This is a genomic window from Pseudomonas sp. BF-R-26 (assembly GCF_019947395.1).
Lineage (GTDB): Bacteria > Pseudomonadota > Gammaproteobacteria > Pseudomonadales > Pseudomonadaceae > Aquipseudomonas > Aquipseudomonas farris.
This window is the reverse complement of record NZ_JAGYGK010000024.1, coordinates 1-18,808: the sequence shown is the minus strand read 5'-3', so window position 1 is coordinate 18,808 and position 18,808 is coordinate 1. Positions and strand designations below refer to the sequence as shown.

The window sequence follows — 18,808 nt, the reverse complement described above, 5'->3', positions numbered from 1 at the left end:
GGTTTTGCTTTATACAGATTAAATTCCCCGTACATCCCCCCCGCCGAATAGCCCGTCTACACTCGAAACATTCCCCCCAGCCGTAACGAGACCGTTATGCCCAGATGGCCGACCGTGCTTTTTTTGCTGTCGCTGATGACCTGGACCGCAACGGCTGGCGCGTTGACTCTTACCGACGAAGAACGTAGCTGGCTGACGGCTCACCCGGAATTGCGCCTGGGCGTGGACGCGTCCTGGCCTCCGTTTGAATTTCGCGACGAACACGGGCGTTATCAGGGCCTGGCAGCGGACTACATCAACGTCATCCGTCAACGGCTGGCCATCAAACTCACGCCCATCGAGCCGGTCAGCTGGACTGAAGTCTTGCAGCAGGCCAAACAAGGCAAGCTAGACATCTTGCCAGGCATCATGTCGACTCCCGAGCGCCAGACGTATCTGTCGTTCACACGCCCCTATCTCGACTTTCCGATTGTCATTCTGGCTCACGTCGGAGGTGCCCAACCGCGCAAAATCGAAGACCTGTACGGGCTGAAGATCGCTGTGGTGGAAAACTATGCCCCCCATGAGCTATTGCGCACCCACCATCCCGACCTGAATCTGGTAGCGATGCCCAATGTCAGCTCGGCGCTGCAGGCACTGGCTACCGACGCCGTGGACGCCGTCGTGGGCGATCTCGCATCCAGCGTCTGGAGCCTGCGCCAGCTCAAGCTCGACGGGCTCTACGTCAGCGGTGAAACACCCTATCGCTACCAATTGGCGATGGCCGTGCCCCCGAACAACAAGCTGCTGGTCAGCATCCTCGATAAAGTCCTGGCAGACATGACCCCGAGTGAAATCAGTGCCATCCAGGAACATTGGGTCGGTAACGTTCTGGACCATCGAACGTTCTGGCTCGATGTGCTGATGTACGGCCTGCCAGGATTACTGTTTCTGATGATCGTGCTGGCAGTGGTTATCCGGATCAACCGCCGACTCAGTTCGGAAATTGCCCGTCGGGTCGCTCTGGAACAGGAGCTGCGCAGCAGCGAATACCATTACCGCGGGCTGGTGGAGAGTCTTTCTGCTATCGCCTGGGAAGCCCGGATCAGCGATTACACCTACAGTTACGTGTCACCTCACGCTCAGGATCTCCTTGGTTATCCCCTGCCCCATTGGCTGATTCCGGGCTTCTGGCGCAACATTATCCACCCCGCGGATCTGACCCGGGCCCAGACCTTCTGCGACCGTGAAGTGGCGGCCGGACGCGATCACAGCGTCGATTACCGGGTCATCACCGCCGACGGCCGCTGCCTTTGGGTCCGCGATATCGTCAGCCTGATCGAGCACGCCCATGAACCGGTACTTCGCGGGCTGATGATCGACATCAGCGAAGCCAAGCGCACCGAAGAGGCGCTGCGCCTGTCGGAACAAAAGTTCGCTTCGGTGTTCCAGCAATGCCCGGATATTCTGGTGATCGCACGGCTTTCCGACGGTTGTCTGCTGGAGGTCAACGAAGCGTTCGAAGAACAGATCGGCCTCAAGGCCGAAGAGGTCGTAGGCCAGACCGCCACCGACCTGAACATCTGGGGAGTACCCGGCGTGGGGCCGGGTTTGTTGCAGCGCTTGCAGGCCGGCAGCATCCGCAACCTGGAGATGCCCTTTCGCCGCAGCAATGGCCAGGTGTTTACCGGCCTGATTTCCGCCGAGCCTTTCGATCTCGATACCACCCCGGCCCTGGTGGTCGTCGTGCGGGACATCAGCCAACTCAAGGAAACCCAGCAGCAACTGCAAACCTCCGAAGAGAAGTTCGCCAAGGCCTTTCATGCGTCTCCCGACGGCTTGCTCCTGTCCCGGCAGAGCGACGGTTTGCTGATGGAGGTTAACGAAGGCTTCAGCCGTATTACCGGTTTCAATAGTGCGATGTCCGTGGATCGGTCGGCCCTGGACCTGGGGATCTGGGTCAATCTCAACGAGCGCAAACAGATGCTCGAGCTGTTGCACCGGGACGGTTTCGTCCGTGACTTCAGTTGCCACATCCGCCGCAAAGACGGGCAGATCCGGCTCTGTGAGGTTTCAAGCCGGCCGTTGCCCATCGGCGATGAGGACTGCATGCTGACCATCGCCCGGGACATTACCGAGCGGCACCTGATGCAGGAGAAACTGCAACAGGCCGCCACGGTGTTCGAGAGCACTGCCGAGGGTGTATTGATCACCGACACCCAACAGCACATCAGCGCGGTCAATCGTGCGTTCACCGAAATTACCGGCTACAGCGAGAGTGAAGCGCTGGGCCACACCCCTCGCCTGCTCGCCTCGGGCCTGCACGACAGCGCATTTTATGCGGCAATGTGGCATCAATTGACCGCCGACGGTCATTGGCAAGGCGAGATTTCCAACCGGCGCAAGAATGGCGAGCTCTACCCGAGCTGGCTGACCATCAGCGCAGTGCGCAACCGGGATAAACACATCACCCACTTTGTTGCGGTGTTCGCGGACATTTCCAGCCTCAAGCACGCGCAGGCCAAACTCGACTACCAGGCGCACCACGACCCGCTGACGGGCCTGCCAAACCGCACGCTGTTCGAGAGTCGGCTGCTGACCGCACTGAACAGCCAGCAGGAAAACGGTGGCCAGGGCGCGGTGCTGTTCCTCGACCTAGACCGCTTCAAACACATCAACGACAGCCTCGGCCACCCGGTTGGCGACCTGCTGCTCAAAGGCATTGCCGTGCGCCTCAAGGAGCAGTTGCGCGATATCGATACCGTGGCGCGGCTGGGTGGCGATGAATTCATCATCCTGCTCCCCGGCCTGCAACAGTCCAGCGATGCTGACAACATTGCCACCAAGCTGCTCAATTGCTTCTCCGCCCCTTTCCAGGCCGGCGAGCACGAGTTTTTCATCAGCGCCAGCATCGGCACCAGCCTGTACCCCAAGGACGGCTGCGACGTTGCCACCCTGGTCAAGAACGCCGATGCCGCGATGTATCGCTCCAAGGCCAAGGGCCGTAACCGGGTTGAAAGCTACACCCGCGACCTCACCGCCCAAGCCAGCGAGCGCGTGGCGCTGGAACATGAACTGCGGCGCGCCATCGAGCGCAATGAGCTGTTTTTGTACTACCAGCCCAAAATCAGTCTGGACGATCATCGAGTGGTCGGCGCCGAAGCGCTGATTCGCTGGCATCACCCAACCTTCGGCGATGTGCCTCCCGAGCACTTCATTCCCCTGGCCGAAGAAAACGGCATGATCCTGCAAATCGGCGACTGGGTACTTGAGACCGCCTGCCGACAGATGTACGAGTGGAATCAGGTCTATGAGTGCCTGGGCCCACTCTCAGTCAACCTCGCGGGCGCGCAACTGCGCCAGCCGAACCTGCTTGGCCGGATCGAACAGCTGCTCAAGGACAACCACCTCAAACCCGGCTTCCTGCAACTGGAAATCACTGAAAACTTCATCATGAGCCAGGCCGAAGAGGCGCTGGCGGTGCTGCATCAACTCAAACGCCTGGGCGTGCAATTGGCAATCGACGATTTCGGCACCGGCTATTCGTCCCTGAGCTACCTCAAACGCCTGCCGCTGGACACCCTCAAGATCGACCAATCCTTCGTCCGCGGACTGCCGGACGACCCACACGACGCGGCGATCGTTCGCGCAATCATCGCCCTGGGCCGCAGCATGCAATTCACGGTCATCGCCGAGGGCGTCGAAACCCAGGCGCAGCAGCAATTCCTGACTGCGGAGGGCTGTGAACAGATCCAGGGCTACATCGTCAGCCTGCCGCTTCCCCCCGACGAATTCGCTGCGACGTTTCTTCGTACAGCCATATTGGATTTTTCGGATAGCACAGCCGAGAAACCATCGCTATAATCCGCGGCCTACTGAGGGCCTATAGCTCAGTTGGTTAGAGCAGGGGACTCATAATCCCTTGGTCGTAGGTTCGAGTCCTACTGGGCCCACCATACTCAAAGCCGCGCACTGCGCGGCTTTCGTGTTTCTGGGTGGCCACCGCTGATACAGTCCTATGGACACCGCGCGATCCAGGACTGGTGACTCCTTCGATGTAAAGGCTTGCGTGATCCGCCTTAGCTCGATTGGTGAACTCCCTTTTCAGCCGGTCCAAGTTCGGGGAACTCAACCAGCAGTGCCTTGTTACCCCTGGCGATGTGTTCCATCACCGCCATGGCGATGTTTTCACGCACCATCCCGACCGAGACGTAATACATGGCCCAGGCTTGTTCGGGCGTGCAGTGGCCGATCTGCTCCTCAATCTCCTTGTAGGCTTTGTATTCGTCCGACCCCAAGTAGTTTTGGCAATCACCTTGGTACATGATTTTTCTCCTTCCCTAGAATCCTTGTGACAACCCCTAATTAAGTCGGCTGATAAGGGCTGCCTTGCTCCTTACGTGACTACCAGTGCTCCAATTAAACGCGGGATATTGCAGAAAACACACAATTTCGCATATACAGAACCTTCCTATCAGGCGCCCTTCAGGGCCCCGAACCGTTAGGCGCAGGGGGTATCGGTTGGTTTGAAAGAGTCCGCTTTATCCGTCTCCGAACCCTGAAGGTCAAATTGATATAATTTCGCCTTTAATTTATCCGCCCCCACAGCCCCCTCACATAAAATAAAGATCCTCATAGAACAACAAAAACAGCAACCCAGCCAGATCAAGTACCACTCTTCACTTTGGTCCAAACCCGAGTGCGGATTCGCTCCAACTTCAATGGCAGCGACTCAAGTGGAACAAGTGTAGCAACGGTCTTTTTGTCTGGATAAATCCAAGTATTGTCGCGCAGCTTCTGCTCAACAAACTCTGTGGCATCTTTATTAGCGTTAGGATACAACGTGTGATTTGAGCTCTTGGCAATAATTTCTGGTCGCAACATATAATTAATAAATGCCATGCCTTCCTTTGGGTGGGGAGCATCTTTTAACAGAACCAAATTTTCTGACCAAACCAACGCTCCCTCGCGAGGAAGGCTGTATGCAATCTTGCGTCCAGTATTAGCCTTCTCGTTGATGGCCTGCGCAGCAAGGGCACCATTGGCCCAACCTACAACTGCACAAATATTGCCATCAGCCAGGTCAGAGTCGATTCTGGATGAGTCGAAATAGAGGACGTAGGGACGGATTTTTAACAACAGGGCTTGAGCTTTCTGGTAATCATCCGGGTTCCTACTGTTGCTAGGGAGCCCAAGGTAATGCAAAGCAATTGAAATGATCTCACTTGGAGAATCTAGCATTGCCACACCGCACGACTTGAGTTTGCTGATGTTTTCTTCTTTGAAGATCAAGTCCCAGCTATTCACCGGAGCATTATCACCCAATGCCGCTTTGACTTTATCAACGTCATAGCCAATGCCGGTGGTACCCCATAAATAGGGAACAGCGTAGCGATTACCAGGGTCATTGACCGCAACCTGGGACAAGATATCAGGATCGATGTGTGACAAATTACTCAGTTGATTACGATCCAACGGCTGAAGTACTCCCGCCTGGATCAGGCTTGGCAACACGTTGGAGGTAGCCACAACCACGTCGTACCCCGTGCGCCCAGCCATCACTTTACTCTGCATGATTTCGGCACTGTCGAACGCATCCATATGGAGGCTGGTGCCGGTTTCCTGCTCAAACTCCTTTGGGGTCTCCGGTGCGAGAAACCCGAACCAGTTGTACAGATACACCCCAGGCTCTACAGCCCCCACTGATGTGCTGATCCCTGCACAGAGAAGCGAGGCTGCAAAAATGGTTCGCAAAGGTGATTTGCTCATACAACTATCCTTGTCAAGACGACATGCCCTCATGGCCATCGTGAATCCTGATCGTGAATATACCCGGCATTGACGAATAGTAAATACCTACGAATACTTACCCGCGACCTACGAATCCCTAACCCTAAAGGGGTAGAAAATGCCACTCGACCTTCATAGCCTGGCTTGGCACCGATCGATTGGAAAGTTGATCATGCAGTTGAACCGTCCAGAATTCTGGAGCTCACTTATTCGTACGTTAAATGAATATGTGCAAATCGATAACTGGGTCGTATTAATATTCAGCAATCAACAAGTGCAAGTTGTTAGCCTTCCTGAAGTAGCAGATGCAGAAGAGATAGATGCGTTCATTCATCGCTACGTGAAGGGACTTTATATGCTGGATCCATTTTATATAGCTAATCGAGAAAACCCGCAGAGCGGTTTTTTTCATATGCTGGATATTGCACCAGAGCACTTCCTTGAAACCGAGTACTATCATCAATACTTCGCACAGTATATTTCTGTAGATGAAGCACAGTACAATGTCCAGCTTGACCCCGATAGAACGCTATGCATTTCCTTTGGTAGTAACGCCCGCTTCAATCAAGAGCAAATAACAATACTTGATATTATCAAACCATGGGTGACTGCATTAATGCATCAACGCATGAGTTTTGAGATTGACGTAGAAAAATACCCCCCTGAACCAACTCCATGGCCAGAATCGATTCTCCAGCTTGGCACACAAATAACAACGCGCGAAAAGGACGTCCTCAAATTATTACTTAGCGGCTTCTCTAACAAAGAGATAGCAGGAAAACTCTCCCTGTCGGCAGAAACGATAAAAGTCCACCGCCGAAATATTTACGCCAAATTAAACATCAAATCACAACCCGAATTGTTTGCTCGTTTTTTTATGCCAAAACAGGATATCTGCCCTGCAAATTGAAGTCAGCGTCTGGCACTTTTCAGGCCCAAACACTCAACGATGGAATGGCTTGCACAGGCCGCAACCGCTCGAGCATTTCCCCCGTCAACACGACTTCATAAGTATCCGCCGGCCGCCCCCACTGCTCCACAATGACCATGCCGTCTACCAGACTCGCACCCAACTCGGTAATCGTATCGGCCAACGCCTCTACGATTTGTTGGGTCCGCAACCACACGCGATCGGTAATCTCTTTAAGCTCGGCAGTTGTGCGCTCGGACGACGCTGGATCCGTATCGGGGTAGGAGATATTTCGCAGCAAATGCCGTAGCTCCCTTACTTTTGCGTAATCCTGTTCCGCCCCAAGCTCTCCATTCAGGATGGCTGCCGCTTTCGATTTATCGACAAGTTTCCTGGCCGAATGCTTTGCAGGTAAGGTCTGACTCATAGCGCCAGCAAAGAGGACGATCAGCCGACCTTCCAGGTGTTCCTTCATTTCTTCTATCGAGGAGATTGACCGCGTCAAGATGATGGAAGCTCCGGCCTGATGCCTCAAGTCCATGGTGACTTTCAGGGTCACATCACCCGTTTCAAATCCCAAGGCTCGGGCAACCACGTAGTGCCCCATTTCGTGATTCGCGATCTGCAATGCATGTTCCCGTATAGCGGGAGGCATCTTCTTCATCATTCCCATCATCTCCCGTCACAGCCCTCCGTTGCGTATTCGACTATGAGAGTAACGGCTCGTGTCCATGCTATCGATGTAGAACCCTTTCCGCATCATTACTCCAGCCGTATTAGGCAATTACAACGTACCCGCCGTCTCTACACTGCTGGGCGGGATTGCGCGTAACTGATGCCAGTTCAAACAACCGCCACGAGCACCACGCAGGATGTGCCTGTAACATGCCTGCCCATTGCTCTGTGCCGCTGGAGATGCCCCTTTGCCTGACACCCGCCCGCCCGTTCTTGACGAAATCGACCGCCAATTGATCGCGGCCTTGCAGATCAATGCCCGCGAAAGCGTGGCCATGCTTGCCCGGCAACTGGGTATCGCCCGCACTACGGTGACGTCGCGTCTGGCACGGCTGGAAAAGGCCAAAGTCATCACCGGTTACGGTGTGCGCCTGGGGCAGCGCGTGGTGGATGGCGGATTGCAGGCGTACGTCGGGATAACCGTGCAACCGCGGTCCGGCAAGGAAGTGCTGCGTCGTCTTAGCGCCATGGCGCAGGTTCAGCAATTGTGTGCGGTGAGTGGTGAATTTGATTATGTAGCGTGGTTGCGCACCGACTCGCCGGAGCAGCTTGATCAGTTGCTGGATCAGATTGGCAGTGTGGATGGCGTGGAGAAGACGACGACTTCGATCATCTTGAGTAGCAAGATTGATCGGGGGCAGCCGGTTTGAGTTTCAACCGATAATTCTTCATTGTCTGATTGGGTCTCATCGCGAGCAGGCTCGCTCCCACATTGGACAGTGTGTAGCAATTCATCGTCATATTGATCAGACAACTAGCACAATGACGACACATTGCGTCTTATTAACGTGTTCTACGCTCTCTAGAATGGCTGCCATCTTTTCCTATACTCAGACGCGCACTCTGCGTCAGGTCGCCAGCAAGGTCAGCCATGAACAAGAACAATCGCCATCCTGCAGACGGTAAAAAACCGGTCACCGTTTTCGGCCCGGACTTTCCTTTCGCCTTCGACGACTGGATCGAACACCCGGCCGGGCTGGGCAGCATTCCGGCGCACAATCACGGTGCCGAAGTGGCGATTGTCGGGGCTGGCATTGCAGGCCTGGTGGCCGCCTACGAATTGATGAAGCTGGGGCTCAAACCCGTCGTCTACGAAGCCTCGAAGATGGGCGGCCGTCTGCGCTCCCAGGCCTTCAATGGCGCAGAAGGCATCATCGCCGAGCTCGGCGGTATGCGTTTCCCGGTGTCGTCGACCGCGTTTTATCACTACGTCGACAAGCTCGGCCTCCAGACCAAACCCTTCCCGAACCCGCTGACGCCTGCGTCGGGCAGCACGGTAATCGATCTGGAAGGCAAAACTCATTACGCACAGAAACTGGCGGATCTTCCTGCACTGTTCCAGGAAGTCGCTGACGCCTGGGCGGATGCTCTGGAAGCCGGCTCGCAGTTCTCCGATATCCAGCAAGCGATCCGGGACCGCGACGTGCCGCGCCTCAAGGAACTATGGAACACCTTGGTGCCGCTGTGGGACGACCGCACGTTCTATGATTTCGTCGCCACCTCCGAAGCCTTCGCCAAGCTCTCGTTCCATCATCGTGAAGTGTTCGGCCAGGTTGGTTTCGGTACTGGCGGCTGGGACTCGGACTTCCCCAACTCGATGCTGGAAATCTTCCGCGTGGTGATGACCAACTGCGACGATCACCAGCACTTGGTAGTCGGCGGCGTGGAGCAGGTGCCGCTGGGCATCTGGCGCCATGTGCCGGAGCGTTGCGTGCATTGGCCTGAAGGCACCAGCCTCAGCTCGCTGCACAGCGGTGCGCCGCGTTCCGGCGTGAAAAAAATTGCCCATGCACCGAACGGGCGTTTTACCGTTACCGATAACTACGGCGACACACGTGAATACGCGGCAGTACTAACCACCTGCCAGAGCTGGCTGCTGACTACCCAGATCGAATGCGACGAAAGCCTGTTCTCGCAAAAGATGTGGATGGCCCTGGACCGCACCCGCTACATGCAATCATCGAAGACTTTCGTGATGGTCGATCGCCCATTCTGGAAGGACAAGGACCCGGAAACCGGCCGCGACCTGATGAGCATGACCCTCACCGATCGCCTGACCCGCGGCACCTACCTCTTCGACAACGGCGACGACAAGCCCGGTGTCATCTGCCTGTCGTACTCGTGGATGAGCGACGCGCTGAAAATGCTCCCGCACCCGGTGGAAAAACGCGTGAAGCTGGCCTTGGACGCGTTAAAGAAGATCTACCCGAAAGTCGACATCGCCGCGCGGATCATCGGCGATCCGATCACCGTGTCGTGGGAAGCCGACCCGCATTTCCTCGGGGCCTTCAAAGGCGCCCTGCCCGGCCACTACCGCTACAACCAGCGCATGTACGCGCACTTCATGCAGGACGACATGCCACCCGAGCAGCGCGGGATTTTCATCGCCGGCGACGACGTTTCGTGGACGCCGGCCTGGGTCGAAGGCGCGGTGCAGACGTCGCTCAACGCGGTGTGGGGGATCATGAAACACTTCGGTGGTGAAACTCACGCCGAAAACCCGGGTCCAGGAGATGTGTTCAACGAGATCGGTCCGATCGCCCTGCCCGAGTAAGAGGAATCCGAAATGCGCGTAGCCCTTTACCAATGTCCACCGCTGCCCCTGGATGTCGCAGGTAATCTGCAACGCTTGCATCAACTGGCGCTGGAGGCCAAGGGCGCAGACTTGCTGGTACTGCCAGAGATGTTCCTGACCGGCTACAACATCGGCATCGATGCGGTCAGTGTGCTGGCGGAGGTGCATAACGGTGAATCGGCACAGCAAATCGCGCGTATTGCCAAGACGACGGGGATCGCCATTTTGTATGGCTACCCGGAGCGCACCGAAGACGGGCAGATCTACAACGCCGTGCAGTTGATCGACGCCAATGGCGAGCGGTTGTGCAACTACCGCAAGACTCACTTGTTCGGCGACCTCGATCACTCGATGTTCAGCGCCGGGCCGGATGAGTTTCCGCTGGTTGAACTCAACGGCTGGAAGCTTGGCTTTTTGATCTGCTACGACCTGGAGTTCCCGGAAAACGCCCGACGTCTGGCCTTGGCCGGTGCCGAGCTGATTCTGGTGCCAACGGCGAACATGATTCCCTACGATTTCATCGCCGACGTCACCGTCCGCGCACGGGCCTTCGAAAACCAGTGTTATGTGGCCTACGCCAACTACTGCGGGCACGAAGGCGAGATCCAGTATTGCGGCCAAAGCAGCATCGCCGCGCCGGATGGCAGCAGCATCGCCCAGGCCGGACTTGATGAAGCGCTGATTGTCGGTGAACTGGATCGTCAGCTGATGATCGATTCCCGCGCCGCCAATCGCTACTTCCTCGATCGCCGTCCCGAGCTATACGGCGAGCTGAACAAGGCCTAATCCGCTAGCATTAGCGCTTCTCTGTTCTGGAAGTGCTCATGCCTGCGCTGAATCACCCTCGCCTTCATACTGAAACCCTCGCCAACGGCCTGCGGGTGACGCTGCGTCATGCTCCCGATTTGAAGCGCTGCGCCGCCGCGTTGCGGGTCGCTGCCGGCAGTCATGACGTGCCACTGGCCTGGCCGGGGCTGGCGCACTTTCTTGAGCATTTGCTGTTCCTGGGTACAGAGCGCTTTCCCGCAGAGCAAGGGCTGATGGCCTACGTACAAAGTCATGGCGGGCAGGTGAATGCGCGAACCAGCGAACGCACGACGGACTTCTTTTTCGAGCTGCCACCTCAGGCGTTTAGGGATGGCCTGGAGCGTCTGTCAGACATGCTCGCTCATCCGCGTATGAATCCGGACGATCAGCGGCGGGAACGGGAAGTGCTGCACGCCGAATTTGTCGCCTGGTCGCGGGATGCGACGGCCCAGCAGCAATTTGCTTTGTTTGACGGGCTCTCGGCGGCTCATCCGTTACGGGCGTTTCATGCTGGAAACCGCTACAGCCTGCCGGTACCGCAGCCCGAATTTCAACAAGCGTTGAAGGACTTCTATCAGCGGTTTTACCAGACCGGGCAGATGACGCTGAGCCTGGCCGGGCCACAGAGTCTCGATGAGTTGAAGGAGATGGCGCAGGCGTTTGCCGTTGCTATTACCCCCGGCGAAAAAGTCCCTCAGACAAAGCCCACCCTGTTGATGGATTCTTCAGACAATAGTTATCAACAGGCTGGAGATCGTCGGCTGGATCTGCTGTTCCCCTTCGAAGCACTGCCCGACTCATCGCCCGAAGCGCTGGCGTTCCTGTGCCACTGGCTGAACGCCGAAAAACCCGGTGGCCTGTTGGCGCAGCTGCGAGAGCATGGGCTGGCGGACAACCTGAAAGCCGCGCCGCTCTATCACTATGCCGGCCAAGCCTTGCTGCACATCGAATTCACACGGCCCGCCCACGCCCCGCAACCGGACAACATGATCCGCGAACGGCTCCTGGATTGGCTGGGCTTTTTTGCCTCCCATCAGGATTGGGCCGAATTGCGCGAAGAATATGCAGCTCTGCTGCAGCGCCAACAGCAAGTCAGCAGTGCCTTGCAACTGGCCCGACGAGACAGCGAACGGCTTGAACCCGAGTTATTCGAACAGGGCGTTGTCGCCCTCAAGGCAATCCTCAAACAAATTGGCGCTGTGGATAACTTCACCGGCCAGTGGCAACTGCCGACCCCCAACCCGTTTTTGCGCGCCGAGACTCCACCCTCGAATGCCGGATTGATTCGCGGCCAGACCAGCGCCCATCGCGGCCTGCGGACTTTTGCCCAGGATCGCTCACGCAGTCGCCGCGAACGATCGCCGATGCAATTCAGCCAGGCGCTGCCGGATAACACGGATGAAGGTGCGGTTTATCTGCGCTGGCGTCTGGAGTTCGCACCTCACGATCGCCTTCAGTCGAATCTGGAGAGCCGCCTGCGAATGCTGCGCGAAGATGCGCGTCAGGCCGGCGTCGACTTTTCCTTCAGCGCTTCGGGCAATGAATGGCTGCTGAAGATGACGGGGCTGCAGGAACCGATGCCGACAGTCCTCGAATATGCGCTGAAAGAACTGACAAAACCTGATGCCGATCTCTCACAGGAAGAGCCGGCGTCCATTGCGTTGATGCCGATTCGACAATTGCTCAAGGCACTGCCCGATCTATGCCTTGAGCACACCGTAGTCTCAGATGACCTGCAGCAACTCTGGTCGAGCGCACGCTGGGATGGCCTGGCGACAGGCCTGTCTGCCCAGACACAAGCGGCGATGGGGCTTGCCTTGAGTCGTATTCCCGGCACTGCGGACAGTCAACTGACGCCGCCTCCGTCGATTCGCTCGCAGCATCTCTGGAACTTCGTCGATACCGGCTCCAGCGAACACGCGCTGCTACTCTTCTGCCCGACAGCAACCCATGACATCGCCGATGAGGTCGCCTGGCGTTTGCTCGCACACGTATGCCAGACGCCGTTCTACCAGCGCCTGCGGGTGGAGCTGCAGCTCGGTTATGCCGTCTTCAGCGGACTACGCCAGTTAAACGGTCAGGCCGGGCTGCTGTTTGGCGTGCAATCACCGAGCGTCGCGCCTCTGGATTTGCTGGAGCACATCAAACAGTTCCTCAGCGAATTGGAAGGGATGATCGAAAGCATCGATGACGCGACCTACATCGATCAGCGCCAAGCTCTGGCCGATCAATTCGACAACACCGCCCTGCCCAACGCCCAGGCCGCCGAACTGCTCTGGCAAGGCAAACTGGCCGGCCATTCGTCTGACTACCTGAATCGTCTGCCTCAGGCAATTCTGATGATCGACCGTGAAGCCTTGCTGGCGGCGGCACAACGACTGAATCGGGCCGACGGCGGATGGCGCTGTCTGGCCAGCGGGCCTTGTTCCGGGGCGCCTTGGCAAGTGGCAAAATGATCATTACCGGTGCTGCAATTAGCTTTCTCAAAGATTCGTGGCCAATCGCTCTGTAATTTTGAGTAACATAGCCACCTAACTATCTGAACATCTCCGGCTGGAGGTGGACTATATGTATAGGTCTCAACTGTCCCATCCACCTGAAGGAGCGCTTCTATGTCCTGGTCCAAACCTGCTTACACCGACCTGCGTATCGGCTTCGAAGTCACCATGTACTTCGCAAGCCGCTAAGCTCTGCCGTCTGGTAGAGAATGCAGTGCTACGCCTCGGCTCGCCGGGGCGTTTTTATTTTCAGCTTTCAATGATGGAGCGGCCATGTTTGTCCAGATTCTAGGTTCCGCCGCCGGCGGCGGTTTCCCCCAGTGGAACTGCAACTGCGTGAACTGCGCAGGTTTTCGCGACGGCAGCCTGCGGGCCGAGGCGCGTACCCAGTCGTCCATCGCGATTTCCGATGACGGCGTGAACTGGGTGCTGTGCAATGCTTCGCCGGACATCCGCGCCCAGCTCCAGAACTTCGCGCCGATGCAGCCAGGTCGCGCGCTGCGTGACACCGGCATCAGCGCAATCATCCTGATGGACAGCCAGATCGATCACACCACCGGCCTGCTCAGCCTGCGCGAAGGGTGCCCACATCAGGTCTGGTGCACCGACATGGTCCACGAAGACCTGAGCACCGGTTTTCCGCTGTTCACCATGCTGACTCACTGGAACGGCGGGTTGAACTGGAACCGTATCGAGCTCGATCAGAGCTTTACCGTCCCGGTTTGCCCGAACCTGCGCTTCACCCCATTTCCCTTGCGCAGCGCCGCCCCACCATACTCGCCGCACCGCTTCGATCCGCACCCCGGCGACAACATCGGCCTGATCGTCGAAGACCTGGGCACCGGCGGCAAACTGTTCTATGCACCGGGCCTGGGCAAGGTCGACGTATCGCTGATGAAGATCATGGCCAGCAGCGATTGCCTGTTGGTGGATGGCACGATGTGGGACGACGACGAAATGCAGCGTCGTGGCGTCGGCACGCGTACCGGCCGGGAGATGGGCCACTTGGCGCAGAACGGCCCCGGCGGCATGCTCGAAGTGCTGGAGCAGCTGCCCAAACAGCGCAAAGTGCTTATCCACATCAACAACACCAACCCGATTCTCGATGAAGATTCGCCGGAGCGTGCTGAATTGGCGCGGCGTAATGTTGAAGTGGCGTATGACGGCATGAGTATTGTGCTGTAGCGGATGACCCCTTCGCGGGCAAGCCTCGCTCCCACAGTGATCGCGTGTTCCTGTGGGAGCGTGGCTTGCCCGCGATGACGCCAGATTAGACGCCGCAAATCCAACGGTTATTCCCCGGAGAACCGCAATGACTGACACCGCAATGTCCCCCGCCGAATTCGAAGCGGCCCTGCGCGCCAAGGGCGCCTATTACCACATCTATCACCCGTATCACGTGGCGATGTATGAAGGCCGGGCGACCCGCGAGCAGATCCAGGGCTGGGTCGCCAACCGTTTCTATTACCAAGTGAACATTCCACTCAAGGACGCCGCTATCCTGGCCAATTGCCCGGACCGCGAGATTCGTCGCGAGTGGATTCAGCGCCTGCTGGACCACGACGGCGCCCCCGGCGAAGAGGGCGGCATCGAAGCCTGGCTACGCCTCGGCCAAGCGGTCGGCCTCGACCCGGATCAACTGCGCTCTCAGGAATTGGTGCTGCCTGGCGTGCGGTTCGCCGTGGATGCCTACGTCAACTTCGCCCGTCGGGCCCGTTGGCAGGAAGCTGCGAGCAGTTCGCTGACCGAGCTGTTCGCGCCGCAAATCCACCAATCACGCCTCGACAGCTGGCCGCAGCATTACCCGTGGATCGACCCGGCCGGTTACGAATATTTTCGCACGCGTCTGGGCCAGGCTCGCCGGGATGTGGAGCATGGTCTGGCGATCACTTTGCAGCACTACACTACGCGGGAAGGCCAGGAGCGCATGCTGGAAATTCTCCAGTTCAAACTGGACATTCTTTGGAGCATGCTCGATGCCATGAGCATGGCCTACGAACTGAACCGCCCGCCGTACCACAGCGTGACCGAACAGCGGGTCTGGCATAAAGGAATCACCTTATGAGTTTCGATCGCAGCAAAACCCCGACATGGCGCACCGGCTACCGTTTCCAGTACGAACCGGCGCAAAAAGGCCATGTGCTGCTCTACCCGGAAGGCATGATCAAACTCAACGACAGCGCTGCGCTGATAGGCGGTTTGATTGATGGTCAGCGGGATGTCGCGGCGATCATCGCCGAACTGGGCGCGCAGTTTCCCGACGTGCCTGAGCTCGGTGATGACATCGAGCAATTCATGGAGGTCGCCCGTGCTCAGCACTGGATCGAACTTGCCTGATTCCGTGTCAGACAAGTTACCGCCCAAGCCCGAAATCGGCCTGCCACTGTGGTTGCTGGCCGAGCTGACGTATCGCTGCCCGCTGCAATGCCCGTACTGCTCCAATCCGCTGGATTTCGCCGAGCAGGGCAAAGAGTTGTCCACCGAACAGTGGATCAAGGTATTTCGCGAAGCCCGGGAGATGGGCGCGGCGCAGCTGGGTTTTTCCGGCGGTGAGCCGCTGGTGCGCCAAGACCTCGCCGAGCTGATCGCCGAGGCGCGCAAGCTGGGTTTTTATACCAACCTGATCACCTCCGGCATAGGCCTCACCGAGCAGAAAATCAGCGACTTCAAGAAGGCCGGCCTGGACCACATTCAGATCAGTTTTCAGGCCAGCGACGAGCAAGTGAACAACCTGCTGGCCGGCTCAAAAAAGGCCTTCGCGCAAAAGCTCGAAATGGCCCGCGCGGTGAAGGCTCACGGCTACCCGATGGTGCTGAACTTCGTCACCCATCGGCACAACATCGACAAGATCGACCGGATCATCGAGCTGTGCATCGCCCTTGAAGCGGACTTCGTAGAACTCGCGACGTGCCAGTTCTACGGCTGGGCCCAGCTCAATCGGGTTGGCCTGTTGCCGACCAAAGAACAATTGGTTCGCGCCGAACGCATCACCAACGAATACCGCGCCAAACTGGAAGCCAAAGGGCATCCGTGCAAGCTGATTTTCGTTACGCCGGACTATTACGAAGAACGCCCGAAAGCCTGCATGAACGGTTGGGGCAGCATTTTTCTGACAGTCACGCCGGACGGAACTGCCCTGCCCTGTCATGGCGCCCGACAGATGCCGGTGCAGTTTCCCAACGTGCGCGACCACAGCATGCAGCACATCTGGTACGACTCGTTCGGCTTCAACCGCTTTCGCGGCTACGACTGGATGCCCGAGCCGTGCCGTTCCTGCGACGAGAAAGAAAAGGATTTCGGCGGCTGCCGCTGTCAGGCGTTCATGCTCACGGGTGACGCGAGCAACGCCGACCCGGTGTGCAGCAAGTCGGAACATCACGGCGTGATTCTCAAGGCCCGCGAAGAAGCCGAACACGCGACCCAGACCATTGAACAACTGGCCTTTCGCAATGAACGAAACTCACGCCTCATCGCCAAAAGCTGAACCCTTAAGCGCCGCCAGGGCTGTCGCGGCCGGCATCGACTTCGCCGAGTTGCAGGTCGGCCAACATGGCCTGTTCTGGAACGAATACCGCCCCGAGGACGCCGCCTGCCGGATCTGGCAGTGGCGTGACGGCCAGGCTCATTGCCTGACGCCGCCCACCTTCAGTGTGCGCAGCCGGGTGTACGAATATGGTGGCGGCGCGTTTTGTCTGACCGATGACGGGCTTGTTTTCGTCAACGAGGCCGATCAGCAGCTGTACCGACAATCACTGACGGGTGAGGCGCCGGAGGTGCTGACTTCAAGTGAATGCCGCTACGGCGATTTGCACTTCGCCAACGGGCAAGTGCTGGCGGTGGAAGAGAACCGCGATCGACATCGCCTGGTGGCTATCGATCTAGCTACCGGTCAACGTCATCTGCTGGCCGAAGGCGCCGACTTCTATGCGGCACCGACCGTGAGTCCTGATGGTCGACGTCTGGCCTGGATCGAGTGGAATCGCCCGGATCAGCCCTGGACCGCTACTCGCCTGATGGTTGCCGAACGCCAGAACGATCACACCTTTGCACAACCACGCTGTGTGGCGGGTGACGGTGCCCAGGAGTCACTGCAACAACCACGATTCGATGACCGCGGCCGTCTGTTTTGTCTGACGGATCGCGGCGGCTTCTGGCAGCCGTGGGTGGAATCGGACAACAGTCTGAGCCCACTCCCAAGCGCTGCCGCCGACCATGGACCGGCGCCTTGGCAACTGGGTGGTTGCACGTGGCTGCCGTTGGGCGAAGACACTTATCTGGCGAGTTGGACCGAGGGCGGGTTTGGTCGACTGGGGCTTTGTCATGGCGATGGCTCCTGTGACGATTTCACGGCCGACTACAGCCGCTTCCGCCATCTCGCACAGGATGAACAGTTCATCTACTGCATCGCCGCTTCGCCGGTCAGCTCGTCGGCAATCATTGCCATCGACCGTGAAACACGCCAGGTCAACGTTCTGGCCGGCGGTATCGCACCGCTGCCCGCCGAACAGATCAGCCGCCCGCAAACCCTGCGCTATCCAAGCGGTTCGGGCGAGGCCCACGGTTTCTTCTACCCGGCGATGACCGGCGACACGAAACCGCCGTTGGTGGTGTTCATTCACGGCGGCCCGACTTCGGCCTGTTACCCGATGCTCGACCCGCGGATCCAGTATTGGGCACAACGCGGCTTCGCCGTGGCCGACCTCAACTACCGAGGCAGCAGCGGCTATGGCCGCGCTTATCGCCAGGCGCTGCATTTGAGCTGGGGCGATGTGGATGTGGAAGATGCCTGTGCGGTGGTGGCCTACCTCGCCGAACGTGGACTGATCGACGGCGACAAAGCGTTTATCCGTGGAGGCAGCGCCGGTGGCTACACCACGTTGTGCGCACTGGCCTTTCACAAGGTCTTTCGTGCGGGTGCCAGCCTGTATGGCGTCAGCGATCCTGTTGCGCTAGGCCGCGCCACCCACAAGTTCGAAGGCGATTATCTGGACTGGTTGATCGGCGACCCAGTGCAGGACGCCGAACGCTACGCCGCACGCACGCCATTGCTGCACGCGAACAACATCAGCGTTCCGGTGATTTTCTTTCAGGGTGAACTGGACGCCGTGGTGGTGCCGCAACAGACCCGCGACATGGTCACTGCGCTACAGGACAACGGCATTCTGGTCGAAGCGCATTACTACGCCGACGAACGCCATGGCTTTCGCAAGGCCGGCAATCAAGCCCATGCGCTGGAGCAGGAGTGGTTGTTTTATCAAAGGGTGATGGAGTTAGCGGACTGAAGTCTGCGCTCAGTGCAGGTATTTGCGGTGCCCCCATTCGCGAGCAAGCCCGCTCCCACACTGGACCTTCTGTGAACACATTATGTGTGAACACCAGAGCTCAAATGTGGGAGCAACTGTCTTGATGACCTTTATTTTGAAGGCATATTGATAGACAGCTGAACTCCCACAGCTTTAGGCCATGCGATGCCCTACAGGAACACCGCGACCCGTTTAGGCCAAGGGTTCTTTC

15 protein-coding genes and 1 tRNA gene are annotated in these 18,808 nt (G+C 57.9%); 13 read left to right on the top strand and 3 right to left on the bottom strand.

Going from position 1 to position 18,808, the window contains the following annotated elements; all coding sequences use genetic code 11:
• The first annotated feature begins 96 nt into the window (after window positions 1–96).
• Complete coding sequence (locus KGB18_RS27645) at window positions 97–3,843, top strand: bifunctional diguanylate cyclase/phosphodiesterase (RefSeq protein ID WP_123719578.1); 3,747 nt, start codon at window positions 97–99, stop codon at window positions 3,841–3,843.
• 15 nt (window positions 3,844–3,858) lie between these two features.
• Window positions 3,859–3,935: transfer RNA gene (locus tag KGB18_RS27640), tRNA-Ile, on the top strand.
• 123 nt (window positions 3,936–4,058) lie between these two features.
• Here the strand turns inward: KGB18_RS27640 and KGB18_RS27635 are convergent.
• The gene (locus tag KGB18_RS27635; protein WP_123719579.1) at window positions 4,059–4,304 is read right to left on the bottom strand and encodes a hypothetical protein; all 246 of its coding nucleotides are present in this window, start codon (window positions 4,302–4,304) and stop codon (window positions 4,059–4,061) included.
• Between the two features lie 340 nt (window positions 4,305–4,644).
• The gene (locus tag KGB18_RS27630) at window positions 4,645–5,748 is read right to left on the bottom strand and encodes a polyamine ABC transporter substrate-binding protein (protein WP_223570820.1); all 1,104 of its coding nucleotides are present in this window, start codon (window positions 5,746–5,748) and stop codon (window positions 4,645–4,647) included.
• Window positions 5,749–5,887: 139 nt separating this feature from the next.
• On the opposite strand from KGB18_RS27630, the gene KGB18_RS27625 reads away from it, so the two are divergent.
• Window positions 5,888–6,679: a helix-turn-helix domain-containing protein gene (locus KGB18_RS27625; RefSeq protein ID WP_123719581.1), complete on the top strand. Its 792-nt coding sequence runs from the start codon at window positions 5,888–5,890 to the stop codon at window positions 6,677–6,679.
• Window positions 6,680–6,698: 19 nt separating this feature from the next.
• Here KGB18_RS27625 and KGB18_RS27620 read toward each other — a convergent pair whose 3' ends face one another.
• Window positions 6,699–7,346 (bottom strand): peptidase M41, encoded by a 648-nt coding sequence (locus tag KGB18_RS27620; protein ID WP_123719734.1) that lies wholly within the window; start codon window positions 7,344–7,346, stop codon window positions 6,699–6,701.
• A 256-nt stretch (window positions 7,347–7,602) separates the two neighbouring features.
• Here KGB18_RS27620 and KGB18_RS27615 point away from each other — a divergent pair, with 256 nt between their 5' ends.
• The 10 genes from KGB18_RS27615 (at window position 7,603) to KGB18_RS27570 (ending at window position 18,576) form a co-directional block, all read left to right on the top strand.
• A complete protein-coding gene (locus KGB18_RS27615) occupies window positions 7,603–8,064 on the top strand; it encodes an Lrp/AsnC family transcriptional regulator (RefSeq protein ID WP_007980298.1) in 462 nt (153 codons plus the stop codon).
• A 221-nt stretch (window positions 8,065–8,285) separates the two neighbouring features.
• Entirely contained in the window at window positions 8,286–9,968 is a 1,683-nt protein-coding gene (locus tag KGB18_RS27610; RefSeq protein ID WP_095052657.1) for a flavin monoamine oxidase family protein, read from the top strand.
• Window positions 9,969–9,980: 12 nt separating this feature from the next.
• Window positions 9,981–10,775 carry a carbon-nitrogen hydrolase family protein gene (locus KGB18_RS27605; protein ID WP_223570819.1) on the top strand — a complete coding sequence of 265 codons (795 nt, stop codon included), beginning with the start codon at window positions 9,981–9,983 and terminating at the stop codon, window positions 10,773–10,775.
• A 38-nt stretch (window positions 10,776–10,813) separates the two neighbouring features.
• Window positions 10,814–13,252, top strand: a complete 2,439-nt coding sequence (pqqF, locus tag KGB18_RS27600; protein WP_223570818.1) for a pyrroloquinoline quinone biosynthesis protein PqqF — start codon at window positions 10,814–10,816, stop codon at window positions 13,250–13,252.
• A 156-nt stretch (window positions 13,253–13,408) separates the two neighbouring features.
• Complete coding sequence (gene pqqA / locus KGB18_RS27595) at window positions 13,409–13,483, top strand: pyrroloquinoline quinone precursor peptide PqqA (RefSeq protein WP_009045898.1); 75 nt, start codon at window positions 13,409–13,411, stop codon at window positions 13,481–13,483.
• A gap of 84 nt (window positions 13,484–13,567) precedes the next feature.
• Window positions 13,568–14,479, top strand: a complete 912-nt coding sequence (pqqB, locus tag KGB18_RS27590) for a pyrroloquinoline quinone biosynthesis protein PqqB (protein ID WP_123719585.1) — start codon at window positions 13,568–13,570, stop codon at window positions 14,477–14,479.
• A 127-nt stretch (window positions 14,480–14,606) separates the two neighbouring features.
• The gene (gene pqqC, locus KGB18_RS27585; RefSeq protein ID WP_063342344.1) at window positions 14,607–15,359 is read left to right on the top strand and encodes a pyrroloquinoline-quinone synthase PqqC; all 753 of its coding nucleotides are present in this window, start codon (window positions 14,607–14,609) and stop codon (window positions 15,357–15,359) included.
• The gene (gene pqqD / locus KGB18_RS27580) at window positions 15,356–15,631 is read left to right on the top strand and encodes a pyrroloquinoline quinone biosynthesis peptide chaperone PqqD (RefSeq protein ID WP_052967135.1); all 276 of its coding nucleotides are present in this window, start codon (window positions 15,356–15,358) and stop codon (window positions 15,629–15,631) included. Before pqqC ends, pqqD begins: the two co-directional genes overlap by 4 nt.
• Entirely contained in the window at window positions 15,603–16,778 is a 1,176-nt protein-coding gene (gene pqqE, locus KGB18_RS27575; RefSeq protein ID WP_223570817.1) for a pyrroloquinoline quinone biosynthesis protein PqqE, read from the top strand. Before pqqD ends, pqqE begins: the two co-directional genes overlap by 29 nt.
• The gene (locus tag KGB18_RS27570; protein ID WP_123719586.1) at window positions 16,744–18,576 is read left to right on the top strand and encodes a S9 family peptidase; all 1,833 of its coding nucleotides are present in this window, start codon (window positions 16,744–16,746) and stop codon (window positions 18,574–18,576) included. Before pqqE ends, KGB18_RS27570 begins: the two co-directional genes overlap by 35 nt.
• Window positions 18,577–18,808 lie beyond the last annotated feature (232 nt).